Origin of the sequence: Bacteroides reticulotermitis JCM 10512 (assembly GCF_000517545.1) — a bacterium.
Taxonomy (GTDB): domain Bacteria; phylum Bacteroidota; class Bacteroidia; order Bacteroidales; family Bacteroidaceae; genus Bacteroides; species Bacteroides reticulotermitis.
On the sequence record NZ_BAIV01000001.1, the window covers coordinates 65,831 to 80,363 of the forward strand.

The 14,533-nt window shown below is 44.5% G+C and carries 10 protein-coding genes and 3 pseudogenes; 11 read left to right on the forward strand and 2 right to left on the reverse strand.

The window, feature by feature from the left end:
* Positions 1 to 89: 89 nt before the first annotated feature.
* The 8 genes and pseudogenes from JCM10512_RS00235 (at position 90) to JCM10512_RS00270 (ending at position 9,702) form a co-directional block, all read left to right on the forward strand.
* Entirely contained in the window at positions 90 to 818 is a 729-nt protein-coding gene (locus JCM10512_RS00235) for a DUF6047 family protein (RefSeq protein ID WP_244436767.1), read from the forward strand.
* Between the two features lie 22 nt (positions 819 to 840).
* Positions 841 to 2,286: a DUF6047 family protein gene (locus JCM10512_RS00240; protein WP_244436769.1), complete on the forward strand. Its 1,446-nt coding sequence runs from the start codon at positions 841 to 843 to the stop codon at positions 2,284 to 2,286.
* Positions 2,287 to 2,297: 11 nt separating this feature from the next.
* Complete coding sequence (locus JCM10512_RS00245) at positions 2,298 to 2,516, forward strand: hypothetical protein (protein ID WP_244436770.1); 219 nt, start codon at positions 2,298 to 2,300, stop codon at positions 2,514 to 2,516.
* 116 nt (positions 2,517 to 2,632) lie between these two features.
* On the forward strand, positions 2,633 to 3,727 hold the full coding sequence (locus tag JCM10512_RS00250; RefSeq protein ID WP_044159248.1) for a DUF6047 family protein: 1,095 nt from the start codon (positions 2,633 to 2,635) through the stop codon (positions 3,725 to 3,727).
* Positions 3,728 to 3,746: 19 nt separating this feature from the next.
* A complete protein-coding gene (locus tag JCM10512_RS00255) occupies positions 3,747 to 5,513 on the forward strand; it encodes a DUF6047 family protein (protein WP_044159251.1) in 1,767 nt (588 codons plus the stop codon).
* A 455-nt stretch (positions 5,514 to 5,968) separates the two neighbouring features.
* Positions 5,969 to 6,729 (forward strand): annotated as a pseudogene (locus JCM10512_RS25210) (DUF6047 family protein).
* Between the two features lie 5 nt (positions 6,730 to 6,734).
* Positions 6,735 to 7,600: pseudogene (locus tag JCM10512_RS00265) on the forward strand (hypothetical protein).
* A 209-nt stretch (positions 7,601 to 7,809) separates the two neighbouring features.
* Positions 7,810 to 9,702, forward strand: coding sequence for a type IA DNA topoisomerase (locus JCM10512_RS00270; protein ID WP_044159254.1), 1,893 nt, complete (start codon positions 7,810 to 7,812; stop codon positions 9,700 to 9,702).
* A 63-nt stretch (positions 9,703 to 9,765) separates the two neighbouring features.
* Here the strand turns inward: JCM10512_RS00270 and JCM10512_RS00275 are convergent, their stop codons facing one another.
* Positions 9,766 to 10,377 (reverse strand): dihydrofolate reductase family protein, encoded by a 612-nt coding sequence (locus tag JCM10512_RS00275; protein WP_244436776.1) that lies wholly within the window; start codon positions 10,375 to 10,377, stop codon positions 9,766 to 9,768.
* A gap of 633 nt (positions 10,378 to 11,010) precedes the next feature.
* Here JCM10512_RS00275 and JCM10512_RS21785 point away from each other — a divergent pair.
* A complete protein-coding gene (locus tag JCM10512_RS21785; protein WP_008771129.1) occupies positions 11,011 to 11,178 on the forward strand; it encodes a helix-turn-helix domain-containing protein in 168 nt (55 codons plus the stop codon).
* Between the two features lie 5 nt (positions 11,179 to 11,183).
* Positions 11,184 to 11,495: a helix-turn-helix domain-containing protein gene (locus JCM10512_RS00280; RefSeq protein WP_044159256.1), complete on the forward strand. Its 312-nt coding sequence runs from the start codon at positions 11,184 to 11,186 to the stop codon at positions 11,493 to 11,495.
* A gap of 65 nt (positions 11,496 to 11,560) precedes the next feature.
* On the opposite strand, the pseudogene JCM10512_RS00285 reads toward JCM10512_RS00280, so the two are convergent.
* Positions 11,561 to 12,789, reverse strand: a pseudogene (locus tag JCM10512_RS00285) (site-specific integrase).
* A gap of 298 nt (positions 12,790 to 13,087) precedes the next feature.
* On the opposite strand from JCM10512_RS00285, the gene JCM10512_RS00290 reads away from it, so the two are divergent.
* Positions 13,088 to 13,966, forward strand: coding sequence for an outer membrane beta-barrel protein (locus JCM10512_RS00290; protein WP_044159258.1), 879 nt, complete (start codon positions 13,088 to 13,090; stop codon positions 13,964 to 13,966).
* Positions 13,967 to 14,533: the final 567 nt, after the last annotated feature.

Below are 14,533 nucleotides of genomic sequence, written 5' to 3' on the forward strand. Positions count from 1 at the left end.
ATTATGAAGCAACCCGAACAATCCTATACAGCCATAGAAACCGCTGACGGCTTTTTGTTCTTCACCCATACGGCGGAAGGCAGGCAAACATGCGGAAATTCCTGCAGCTTGTGGCGGACCATTACTTTGATCCCCATTTCAACCTCGGTCCCGTCCATGTTTACAGGGCAGAAAGCATCCTCCGACAGGGGCCGTCTGTCAATCCGGGCGGGAACCTGTTCACTGAATATCCTTACCTGAAGATGGACAGACTCCCAAAGATGGAGCTGGCATACCGTAATGAGATGAAGCCTACCCCGGAAGATTTCCGCAGTTTCTGCCACAATGCGCACTGTGACATCAGCCACCGCAACTGTAATATTATTGATGCGTTGGATGCGATGGCGGACAAGGAACGCACAGTTACCGAACTCTCCCGTCGACCCGCGACACCGGAAATACGTGAACAGATAGAGGAAAACAGCCGTGATAAGGACGAGCTGGATAAACTCCTCAAGCGGTTCTACGACGTACGCGGACACCGGACGGTCGAAAGGATTCTCAGTGACCCGATGGACAGTGTCATGGTAGACGGTGTTCGCCTCTTTACCCCTCACCGGCAGGTATTGCAGGCGGGACATGTGCTCTTTCTGCCCGCAGAGGCAAGGGACAACCCGTCCCATTCCTATGCATGGGTGAACGGGGATTTCTCCCGGATCGTATTCTCTAAAGAACCGCCTGCAAACAAGCAGGTATTCAAGTTGAAAGCGGTTATCGAAAAGGCTTTGGATAAAAAGCGGGACGTGAAAAAGAAAAAACACACCCACCCTAAACTGTAGAAACATGGACAAGAGAGACCAAATGGAAAATTCATTTTTCGACCCCGAAAGACCGGGCAGTATATTCATTGCGATAGACCGGTATCACCATTATACACCGTTACCGGGCAACTCACTCAGGTTCGTCAAAGGAAACCAAAGGGAGATAACGGATGCTGCCTTTCATAAGTTCCTGTCGGACAATGTCAACGAAGTCAAAAGCTGTACGTATGTGCCGGATGTGGAGATGGTACAGTATGACCTGAATTGGATGAGGGATGTGCCGTCACCGGATACACACATGCCTTTGGACAAGTATATCCGGCAGGAGCTGTTGCCTTACTTGCAGCGGAGCTTCCAGTCCCCTTCCCGTCAGATCTCACTGCCGGACGCCGTCTACTGCTCCAGATATAAAGGAGATACCGATTGCAGCATCCTGAAAAAGTATTTCGTGCAGGAAGCCGATTATATGAGTTTCCGCAGATCCCAGGACGAAAGGCAGAAAATCTACCGGGGAGAGGCGAATTTCCGGACACCGCTGAAAGTGGTGGAGAATGACTTCGGGTATCTGATATTCTCCGGCAATGAAATCGGAAAAGAAGGATTCAGGGAATGTTTGCAGCATATCATCGACCATTACTTCGATCCGCATTACGACATCGGCCATCTGGGAGTCTATGAATATCCGTATGTAACGGAAGAGCTGGCAGCCCATATTGACGCATCTTACCGGATCGACCATGCCCGGCAGCTGAATAATTCTTTTGAATTCCAGCGTGAGAACCACGCGCCCCAGTCCAAATTGCCGGACAAGTTTATTAATGGGCTGACTCCTCTATTTTACAGCCCGATGGAAACGACGGCTGGCGGATTTATGGAACTGCTTGACAAATTCCATTTCGATCCGGACGTACGCGCGCAAATCAGCCCTTCCAACCGGGATATTTACCGGCTGCTGACCGTGATGAAGAACGGTTATGTGAATATTCATGAGCAGCCGTTCACCTACTTTAAGGAGCTACTGCCAGTTGCCCGGAAACTCGAAAGGATAACGCAGGTACGATCAGCGGCTGATTTCGATAGGAAGGAATTCAAACAAGCCTCCATGGAAATCCGGGAGGCCGCCGACAGCATTCTGAAAAGGGATTTCGATGTGAGGGGGCACCGTTCCCTCAAGAACATGCTGGATGATCCGATGGTGGAATTTACCGTGGGGAACCGGAGGCTGAATGACGTGCAGAAATCAGTATTGTCTTCCGGTTATGCGCTTTATATCCCGGAGAACAACCGGGAAGCGGTCAGACACCTGCAATACTGCATGGCGGACTTCGGTCAGAACCGGATGCAGAACTCATCCGAGCCTTTTCCCGTCAAGACCTATACCTTGAAAGAGGGACTTCTCCATCCGCTACCCACGGATATAAATAAAAAGCCGAGGGCCGTCAAAAAGCCGGAGAACCAAAAACGACATACGAACCGTTTAAAATAATAACAGGAAATATGATACCTAAAAGTCAGATTTGTATCGGGGCACGGATTGTAGAGAACGATCCGGAAGAACAGGCCCCCGTTCCCTATAAAGGGAAAGTCATCGCCATCAAGGAAACCGGAAAAGGAGAAATGGGCTACTTTGTCCGCATCCGGCTGAATGACGAATCCATGAAACAAAAAAGAATCTCCCTTTGCTGTCCGGACAAGATCATGGTCTGTTTTCCATGAGCCATAGACTTGGAGAAGAAGCAGAAGGTGGAGCATAAGATAAAAAAGGAAAAAGCTCCCGGCCCGTCGAAAGGGCGTAAACTCTCTTAATCATTCACTTTATAAATCAGAAGAACATGAATACAAACGATACCATTCTTTTTAATGTAAACGACAGGCTGGGCAAAGTGGTTGATTACAGCCATATATCCGGAGAGAACCAGGATATGCTGTGCGGCAATTACCTGCGGGAGCAGGCGGAACTCGCACTGGGCGGGACCTATATTCCGGAAGAAACCATCTATTGCCTCCAAATAGACAAAGACATCGATATGGATACTCCTTCCGTCATACATGAAGTCATGTATAACGGGGAATTGGAGGAACTCCCTTCCATTTCGCTCAGGAGCCTTGTTTTCGCCCATGAAATCTCTGCAAGGGGATTACCCATACACATGTTTGATACGGTTGCTCTGCTGGAAAGGATAAATGACAGTGCCGACACGGCAAAAGTACTGGAGGCATACATACACTATCATTCGGAAAAGATGGACAATACCCAGGAGAGAACCGTTACCGCCATACAAAGCGGGAACGGTGTGCTTTTATTCGATGATACCGGAAGGGGAATCCAATGCATGGAACGGTATCTGCAATATCTGGCAGACAATTATTTCTCACCGGCATTGAGAGGTGTTGACTCCCTTGAGATCTATTATTTCAGCACCGCCAACAATATCATAGTGGAAGATTCCAGACAATGCGCCGCCATGTTCACACCGGAGATGCCACACTGTTTCATCCCCTCGGAAGCTGTCTATTATCCAAAGGATCTCATGAAAGACCATTCTCCATCCGTCCGGTGTTCCATGAAACCCGACAAAAGCGATTATGATAATTTCTTAAGCAGGTTCAATCTGGATAGAAGCGAACTCATGACGGATATTGCCCGTCTGGATGAAATCTACAAGAATGGCATTGACATCTCCAAACCCGGCTACGGGTTTATCCATGAAAACAGCTTTGAGAAAATACTGGATAAACTGACGCACTCCTACTTGAAAAAATCGGAGCATTCACCACTTTCCGAGGCCCTCCAAAAAACGGCAAAGGATGTGGCCGGAAGAATCTTGCAAACAGAATACAATGTCCGGGGATACGAGCCTTCCAACCCGGAAAAGAAGGAAGCGAAAAAAGAAGCAAGAAAGAAATCCGGATCAATCAAATTATAATCATTAATAAAGAAAAAACATGAAACAGAAAAATCCCGAACTCATCCTTCATTTTTTTGTCGCCCAGGACTCCAAAGGAAACCCCCGGCAACTGGAAATACACCTGATACCGGAGAAAGAAGTATCGATGGCAAATCAAAGATTTACCGAATATTTACGGCGGCAAAGGGAAATGTACAAACTATCTCTCGTTCAAAGCCACCTGCCTGATCTTGATTTGTGTCGTTACCAGTTTCCCTCAGGAGTAATCTACCCGGATGTCCGTCCCTTTGACAAGGATAACAGCCTGGTACCTAAATTTATCAGTGAGAACGGAGGAAGCATGCAGAACAATGTCCCACTCAGAGGATTGGAATACCTTTATTCACGCGATGCAGAAAAAAGCCTGCCCATGCTGGTATCCAGCGGGCTTGCGGACCACCTGCTTGTACAGCCGGAGGCCAAACGTTTCGCATTGGCACAGAATACCCTCCATAATGATCCGTCGGAAACCCTGACCGCTGTAGAAACCGCAAAAGGGGTGCTCCTGTTTGAATATTCTGGTTACGGAAAGATGTGCTGCCATTCCTATATGCAACACCTGGCCGACCATTTTTTTATTGCGGACGAAGATAAACCGGAGTTTGTCAACCTGTACAAACTGGCTGATCCGAATGTAGAGGCTATAAAGGCGTTTCAGACATCCACCAATCCCTTCTCATTATATACAAACGACTTTATTCCGGATAAAGCGCAATATCTGAGTGCGGCTATCCTGAGAAATGCACGACTGGACAGGAGCCATCGCATAGAACCGACATTTGACGCTTATGACAAATTCGCGTCCTCCTATGGAATAGTCACAAGTATCGCAAATGCCCAGATACTCCGGCTGCTGTCTTTACAAGAAACAGCCGGAATTTATGGAATAGATTATATAACCGGACAAATTCCGTTCATGCATAAGAACTCTTTTAACTCACAGTTTAATGCGTTACAGAATATTCCGGCAGAAAACAAGGGTGAACAGGAGAAAGTCAAAGCATTGATCCGTGAGCAGGCAGCCTACATCTTAAAACGTGATTATGGAATCTCACCGGATAACCGGCAGAATAAAGAGATAGAGCCCGTCATCTCCATACAGACTCCCAAAGGTGCCGTCTACCTGCCTGCCACGGATGAAGGAGCTGTCTACAAACAATGCTATTTGCAATATCTGGCTGACCGCTTCTTCACTCCGGAAGTACAGGCTCTGGGGCGGGTCAGGGAATTCTACATCTCCAATCCGAACCATAGCACGGAACATTATATGCAGAAGCATCTAGGCTTTTTTCAATCCAATCCTTTCTACGGGGAATTGGCGAAAATGCCATTGTATCCCATAGAGCGATCCGAACTGCTGAAAAAAGGCGGCTATCCCATAGAACCGACTTATCATGCCTTCAAACAGTTCACGGAAGATTACCATTTATCAATAACGCCGAAGAATGCGGAGATATTCAATCTGCTCTTCATACGGGAATACGGTCTGCCGGCAGATTTTAATTCCAATAAGAGTTATAGAGAATTCGCCTACAAAGGTGATTTCAAACCGCTGGATCAGGAAATGTCCGAACTGCAATCCAAAAAAGGATATAGTGAGAAAGCATTCTATAATATCCAAAACAGACAGCAGCAACTTGCCGACAGGATACTTGGGCTGATATATAAACTGACCTGTCCGCCATTGCAGCTGACCGGATCGGCGGCATCGGAAAAGAAAAAGGCTGTTCCCCGCCGTAACAAGTCACATAATCCCCGTATCTAAAACTGATTATCATGCCTGCATGGATGGAAAAAATAAAAGACAGACTAACCGAAAAAGAAGATTTGAAAAGCCTGTTTATAGAGTTACTACCGGATAACCGGGTATCGACTGTCATGGTCGTATCGTATGTCCTGACGGATAAAGACTCTTTTCCGGTATTTATGGATCTTGTCGCCCGGATAGCCATGGATCAGAAAACGGTGCCGGATAACCTTTTGCTGCATTTTGAGGGAATACCCGCCAAGGATATTCCTTTCACCAGCGAACTGCCGGTAAAAGACAGTGAGAAAGCCCTTCGTTTCATCGTTTCTCACGGAGGTATCACAGAAAACAATTCTGTTCCTCTGCGGAAAGCGGCCTACCTGAGAGCATGCCAAAAGGAACTGACGGCAGAGAATTTTCAAGCACTGGACCACTCGTCGGGTTATAAGCGTTTTGTTGCTTATGAGGATGCAATGGAAAAGGTCGCAGCAGGGAAACAGGCCAAACAATTCTACACCATCGTTGAAACGGAACAAGGTATCCGGGTATTCAATGACGGATTATCCGGAACGAGGAAGTTCCGGGATTACCTGCAATCAACGGCAGATAATTTCTACTCAGGCTCTCTGCAGGATGTGGAATCGTTGAATATCTACCGGATAGAAACCGTATCACGCCGGATGCTGGAACTCTCCAACGGGAATCAAACCTCCATGCCGCAAGCGGCAATGGAAATTCTGGCGAATTACAAGCGTCCGTCACTTTCGACATGCATCCTACAGGGGAAAACCTCGACCGGTTTATTACGGCTAACGCACTGGAACTCTCCGCCCGAAACTGGAATATCATGACTCTTCAAGATATAGCTGACAGAGGATATGCCCATTTACCGGCGGACGAATCGTTTGCCTATAAAAAGGATTTCTTACCCGTGGAGAAAAGTATCCGTGAGATTATCCGGCAAAAGGATTTGCGCCGGGATTATCCTTTTCAACAGAAGATGGATGAACTGCAAACCGCAGCCAAGTCATTGGCCGGGACACTGTTAAACCGGGATGGGGTACGGAAGGATTATCAACGGACAATCCAGTCTGTTGGAGTCTCGAAGGATACTATACAGGTCCAGGCAGCCGTGAAACTGCATAACAAACCCGAATCTCCACGTAACAATGAAAAGAAAAAAGTCAAGACAAAAAACGCTTCTCCCAAAAAGCAGGCGAAGCCAAAATTATAGTACTTATGGAATTGATAAATAACACGTTCATTCCTGAAAACGAGATACCACGCAGCCGTAGGGATGCCGGAAGAAAAGCATTCCTGCAGACTTTCAGGAACCTGTTCACAAACTGGAACCCTTTCAGGAAATTCATGGACGCCTATCGTTTCAATACGATCCGCTGGAGTGCATCCAACCTTCACGAACCTCATGGGGAAAACGGATCGGATTGTTCCTCCAGACGAGGAATCCGGTTGCCATCCTCCGGGATGAGTACCTGAACAACCGCAGTAGCCTGTTGAATAAATGGGAAGTATCCAACCTGAACCGCATCCAGACGGAGCTGATCTGGATTGGCAGGATGCCTCTTCAGGATAGGGACAGGAATACTTTCAAGAGCCTTGACAGTATTGCAAAAAAGATAAGGCAACTGCAGGGATACGAAGGATGCCCCGATATGAGCCACGAAAAACAGCTCCTGGCGACATACAGATATATCCTATCTTCTCCCTTTGACCGGAAGTTCGGGGGATTGCCGCCCGATGAGATTTGTGGGATGCTCCGTCAGAACGGTCTGTCCGAATCGAACCTCCCTTACCAGAATTATGAAGGAATCCTGCAAGGGCGTGAAACGGTCATGTATGAGCTGGCAGCCAGAAAGAACGGGGAGAAATACCTCCAACCGGCAGACCTGGTAAAACTGGATGTCGGGATGACCGGATTCTCAATGGATTTAATCAGCCGTTTTCCGGCAAGGGAGACCTCCGTACCGAATCTGGCGGAAGGCATACAGGCATCGGAGAAAAAAGAGAAACTCTCCGTACCCAAAGAACCGAAGAAGAAGGTGAGGAAGGGAAAGACAAAGGCCAAGAGTGTAAAAATAAAATAGTCATTCAACATTAAAAGATAACTAAGATGAAAACGATTTGCATCTGTGAAAAGCCGTCCGTGGCACGCAGTATCGCCCGGGTTTTGGGCGCAACGGAGAAACAGGAAGGATATTTGAGTGGAAACGGGTATGCCGTTACATGAACTTACGGCCACCTGCTGGCATTGGCCCTGCCTTCCGATTACGGTATCATCCGTGCGGAAAAGGAGATGTTGCCGATTATTCCCCATCCGTTCAAACTGGTTGTTCGCCAGGTAAAAACAGAAGAGGGTTATAAGGCTGATCCGTCGGCATTGAAACAATTGGACGTGATCCGCAGACTGTTGAATCAGACTGGTAGTGTGATCATTTGTACGGATGCGGCTCGCGAAGGAGAACTTATAGCCAGGTATGTCCTTGACTATCTGGGGTACACCAAAGAAACCAAACGCCTGTGGATATCCTCGCTCACGGAAAAATCAATACGTGAAGGGTTCAATAACCTTAAATCAAGCAGGGAGTTTGACAACCTGTATCGTTCCGCTAAAGCCCGGAGAGAAGCAGATTGGGTAGTCGGTATGAATGCCAGTCTGTCTTTGAGTATAGCGGCCGGAAAGAGTAACTATTCTCTGGGAAGAGTACAGACTCCGACGCTTGCCATGATTTGCCGCCGCTATCTGGACAACAGGGATTTTGTAGTCAAACCTTATTACCAACTGCAACTACGCACTACAAAGATGGGGGAAGAACTTGTAATGACCTGCGCCGAAAAGTATGATACACTCCAGAAACTCGACATGACCCGTAAAAAGGTCTGTGAAGAGAAAACAGCCAAAGTGGTGCAGGTAGAAAAGAAGCAAGTATCGGAAGAAACTCCACTACTTTACGATTTAACCGCCCTGCAGCAGAGTGCCAACACCAAACTGGGACTGACCGCGGAACAAACGCTGAATATTGCCCAGAAGCTGTATGAATTCGGCTACATTTCGTATCCACGTACCGGATGCAGTTATATCACAGAGGACATCTTTGAGCAGATTCCTTCTCTCATCGCCTTGCTGAAGCAACATCCCCGTTTTGCACGCCATGCGGAGAATTTCTGTAACCGGACTTTGAACCGCCACTGTGTGAACGATAGTAAAATGACAGACCACCACGGATTAATCATCACGGAAAACTATCCCCGGAACCTTTCCCTCGACGAGCAGAATATCTATTCTATGATTGCAGGACGTATGCTGGAGGCTTTCTCCGGCAAATGCCTGAAAGAAACGTTATTTGTGCAGGCTGATTGTAACGGAGCCTCTTTCGGAATTAAAGGGTGCCAAATCAAGGTTCCGGGATGGAGAGGCATTTATAATGAACCGGATGAAAAAGAAGAAGGAAGCCTCCTGCCCGAATTTAAGGAGGGTGAAACTTTGCCCGTTCTTGGCATTGATACGTTAGCTAGGAAAACCAAGCCACAGCCGATATTCACCGAGGCAAGTCTGCTTGCGGCAATGGAAGGGTGTGGTCGGAATTTGAGCGATGAAAAAGAGAAAGAAGCGATGAAAGACTCCGGACTAGGGACACCGGCTACACGGGCTGGAATTATCGAACTGCTCATTGCCAGACATTATGTGGAAAGAAGCGGACGCTCACTGATACCCACTCCTAAAGGACTGGAAGTATATGGTATCGTAAAAGAGAAGATGATTGCCAATGTGAGCATGACCGGAAAGTGGGAATGTGCCTTGCATGAAATCGAAACCGGAGAAGTATCCACTAAAACATTCACGGAAAATATCAACTCCTACGCTCGGCAAATCACGTCCGAACTGCTTGCCATGAAACTCAAGCGTCCGGACTTGCCGCACTGCAGATGCCCCAAGTGTGGGGCAGAAACGATTACTGTTTTCAATAAGGTTGCCAAATGCGGCGATCCCGATTGCGCTTTTCTTTTGTTCCGGACCTTCAACGGCAGGGAACTGACGGACAACCAGATGCTCCTGCTGTTACAGGGAAAGCGCACCGGATATCTCAAGTTTATCAGCAAGAAGGGAAAAAAATATGAAGCTTCGCTGGAATTGGATGACAACTACAAGATTGATATTACATTCAAGGATAATAAACCTAAGAAATAGTCCATTGGCTTATGAAAAAAGAAATAGATGAGATACTGGATGAGCTGAACCCGGACTTAATGCTCAATATGACAGCCTTCCGAATAACTGTTCAAGGTAGTCAAAGGAGAGATTGATATCCAAAAGAAGGTCAGAAAGGAACTCGCCGACAGAGGAATCGATGACCAACGGAACTGGATCGGATTCGACAAGGCTAAACAATATTGGGAGAAATATAACAAGCCTGCCAAAACCAGGTCTGTCAGTATAAAAAGATAGGTATCGGCTATTCAATCCGTCTGCAGGCCAACCTGTAAAACATTTGCTCCCGATCATTTCCCACGAGGAAGGACCGGGGATTTCTGTAAATAGCCGCAGGCCGTCTCTCTGAATGCGGGGTACGACAAAAAGAATGATTTCATCCACCAGCCAGTACCTGAACATGCTGCCAATAACGGAGATTGTTTCCGGCACTGCTTCTATAAGATCGGTATCATTCTCTTCTTTTTCCCATTGTACCAGTGAAATAAAAGAAACATTCCATCCGAGAGCCTGCGTAGCCCGGGTACGTTTCTTTGTGATCCCGTACTTGTTCGGATTATTCCATAGTGGGGAAGGTACAGTCTTGTCAAGAAGATAACTGTCAAGGGATATGAATACCAGTAATTGGAGCTTTGCCTTTGCGCCATAATTCAACTGCTTTTAATAAAGCAGCTACAAAAAGTGGGAATCAGGCAACAGCTAACAAGCTTTGGTAAGCCTAAAACTGAGCATAACATAATCCCACGCTATAACAACGCTAGCGTAAGTATCACGCAATAGTCTCTGTTGTTTCGATTTTTCCAGATTTCCGTCTTGAGACATTTTGCGAATATGTATGTCTATGTCTAATTGGAAAACTTCGCCTGCTATTTAAATCTTTATTTCGTTCCAAACGATACTCGTAATTCTGATTTCTCCAAAGAAATCCATATCATAAAGAAATGTTGCAGGGTAAAAAAAGAGAAAAAGATAAAAGAATATCATTTTCATAAGGGATGTCGGATTTCACGACTCCCCCCTGTTAAGTAAAAAGTAGAAGAAAAGTTGAGCTGACAAAAAATGACTATTAATGACTATTAACGACACTGGAAACAAAACAATTGATTTATAGTAATATTCCCTTTATCTTGCACCCGATTTCATTATTCACAATCTAAATTATAAATCATGGAACTGACAATTATCGAAACAAGTGCTTATCAGGAATTGAAGAAACAACTTAGTATGCTGTCCGTACAAATGATGGACTTTCAAAAGAAAATAGCCCCTGTAACACCGGACAAGTGACTGGATGCGCAGGATGTGTGCCTGGCTCTCAATATTTCCAAAAGGGCACTACAGACTTACCGGGATAACGGGCTGATTCCTTATTCAAATATCGGTGGAAAATTCTTTTATAAAGAAGTGGACATCCAGCAAATCCTAGAGGAAGGACTAATCAAAAAAAGAAAATAAAAAGTATGCCAGAGGTTATCACTAAAGATTCGGAAGAGTTCAAGGAACTTACCGGATGGATTAAACGGACAGGAAAAAATCTGGAGGCTGCTGCAGCACGGATACGTCCGACGATTGCAGACGAACATTATCTGAGTGGAGATGAGGTATGCCGGATGCTTCATGTTTCCAAGCGTACATTACAAACACTACGGGATGAAAAGGCAATACCTTATACCTCAATTACTGCTGTCGGGGGTAAACTGCTCTATCCGGAAAGCGGGCTATACGAGGTACTAAAAAAGAACTACAAAGATTTCAGGCGTTACTTGAAATAAGCAACCTGCCTGAATACGAAAAACACCCTTCAACATTTGCTGAAGGGTGTTTTTTTATACTTATTCTAATTGGCCAAGCGATACACGGAACCAATCTTGTCACACATCCTATCCGTATCTTCCCCAACCTTCGGATTAATCAGTTCAGCATAGACTTGTGTGGACAGAATCGATTTGTGTCCTAATATTTTTTGCAAAGTCTCTAACGGCATGCCTTTCAATATAGCCAAAACTGCAAAAGTATGGCGCCCGATATGAGGTGATATTTACATTGCAATTGCACTTTTTCCCTAAAACCTTGAAACTACTTTTCATGGTTTCATAATCACCGACGGGGAAAATGCAATCAGGAGAATCCTTCTTTCTGTTATCACCCTTATACTTCTCTACTAATTCAATTGCTATGGGCAAAAGTTTCACAACATATGCCACACCTGTTTTTGTACGGTTTCCCATGAGCCATGTGCCACCATCAGAATCTGTATGGATATTCTTATAGGTAATTGCTTTCAGATCTGCAAAGGCGAGGCCTGTGAAACACATGAAAAGTAGCATGTCACGCATAGCCTGCTGACGTTTATACCTCAATTTTACATGTATAAGCCTCTGCAGTTCTTCTTCGGAAAGAAATGAACGTCTTTTATATCCCGGCTCATCATCACTACCAAACCGTGAGATGAACTTTTATCAAACCTTTCTCTTGAGCGACATACATTAACCATTTCATGGTATTGACACGTCCAAATGCTGTAGAACTGGCAGAGCCGCATGTACCTAACATCCAATTATAATAATCTTCAATAAAATTTTTATCGAGTTCATCAAGTGCAATGTCCTCAACATGCTTTTTATCTTTCAAGAAAAGCAGTGCGCTCTTATAATCAGCAACTAAACCAAGATATGTACTTTTTGCTTTTTCCTTGCCTATTTTCTCCTTATATGATTCAAGTTGTTCCCTGAAAAGTGCCATAAGGGTGTGGGAATCCTCTTTAAAACCGACATAGCGGCTATAGACTTTCTTGGCTGTAACAAAACTATCATGATCGCAAATGTATTGATAATGCTTGGCTATTTGGGCTTTGGCATTATCTAGTTCCTGGTTTAATATTCTGGCTTCTTCGGATTTCCCTTTAGCCCGGTTAGCTTTGGCGTCCCATAAGGAAATAGACACTTCTTTTTTACAGCTAAAACAAGCTGTGGTCTTGTTGATGGTTATACGTCCCATTACAGGCACTTTACCATTCTTAATCGATTGATTTTTAGTGTAAAACAACACTCTGAATGTACTTCTCATAACTCAACTTTTTTAGTTACAAATTTAATTACTGTTGAGCTATTTGATGTTATGAAGAATAATGCAATATGTTGAAAACTAATGCATTATATCCGATTAGTAGGCAAATTGGGAGAGGTAACAGATAAGTAACATAACTCACTCCCAAATATGCTCTATTTAGCTTTATTCACCACATCCGACTAAAACATTAGTTTTATAACTGTTTGAATTTTAATTGGTTTGCACTATCTTTGCGCATCTTAAAAAAACACTCTGTTTCTATTAGTAAAACTGGGCATTTAGCTCAGAATTGTCTATGCGGTTCCTCTTCAATCAAAAAACAAAAGCCAAGGCCTCCGCCTCGCCATTTTCTTCTTATCCCACCCAATTGGAGTTGGATTACAGCATTTATCAGAATAGGCCTTCATACATTCAACTATCCAATTATGTAGATGATTCGAACCCTAACTATATCATTACCGGAAACCCCTATTTGAAGAACGAGACTCTTCATTCTTTATCTGCTCGCTTATCGCATAAAAAAATAGGTTTAAATCTTAGCTATGAATTCTCCAACAACAAAATTGCGCACTATTGGTATCAGACAGAGAATAGCCGTACCGTGCAGAGCTATACGAATGATGGGCTGTATGGCAAACTTCACTTAGGAATCAATAATATGGTATGGCTCAATAAAGATGTACGCAAAATGCATTTTTTGACTTTGTATCTAAATGGGATATACACTCGTGAAAAAGCTAATAAACAGAATGCAGAGCGATACTTTGTAATGGCTTCAGCTGCGCATCGAATCCAATTGTTCAAAGGATATATGGTAAACACTACGTTGAGATATACCAAATTTTGGGACTCCGGATACAATGGAGTAGACCTGGACAAGCCATTCTCTTTGAATATAATGATCGACAAATCTTTCAAGTTCAAAAATAGTATGAGATTGCATGCCCTCATCAGGTGCAATGATATTTTCGGATGGAACAGAGATGTTAATGCTTTCATTAATTCAGATACTTTTACGCGAAGACAACAGACGGTTAGCAAGCGAATGCCAATCTCTCTCACCCTGAGGCTGAACTTTGGCTCATTCAGAGTAAAGAGCGTAAAGCAAGTAACGGGAGTCGGAGAAATCGGTGGCTTCAGTAAATCAAAGTCAAATACGTATATTCCGGAGTAATATAGCCTCTGAATAGAATGTTCGTTTTTTGCTTTCAGCTTTCAGTTTGTTGTATAACGAACAGTATTACAATGAGATAATCCTGAAATGTAGGGGATGAAGATGCACCTTTTAGCTTTTCAGTCTTTAGGTTCTTTAAATAAATAACCGGATTTTCACAGAAAACACTTTGAAACGGATTTAGCAAGCCAACCTGAGTTGGCTTGCTAAATTGCTGAAGCGTGGAAGTATAAACAATCGCTTGTATTGGATATACTGATTTCAAAGATTTAGACAACTGAATCTACGTCGATGGAGAAGACTCTAAGGCAGAAAAACTGAAGGCTGAATGTCGAATTAATAAAAGCTTTCAGGGGTAAAGTGGATCCTGAAGTTATCTATTTACCATCCAATGGTGGAGAGTACCTCCACGAATGAATTTATTCCATTTGTTTTTTTGCATTATGTTATTTGCTTGATAATCAAGTGAGTTGATGCTGTTGTGTAATGGGGACGAATGCTTCTGTTACACTTTTTCCTTTGTGTGTAATGCGGTCGAAACGACCTGTTTCTTCTATTTTATGCATA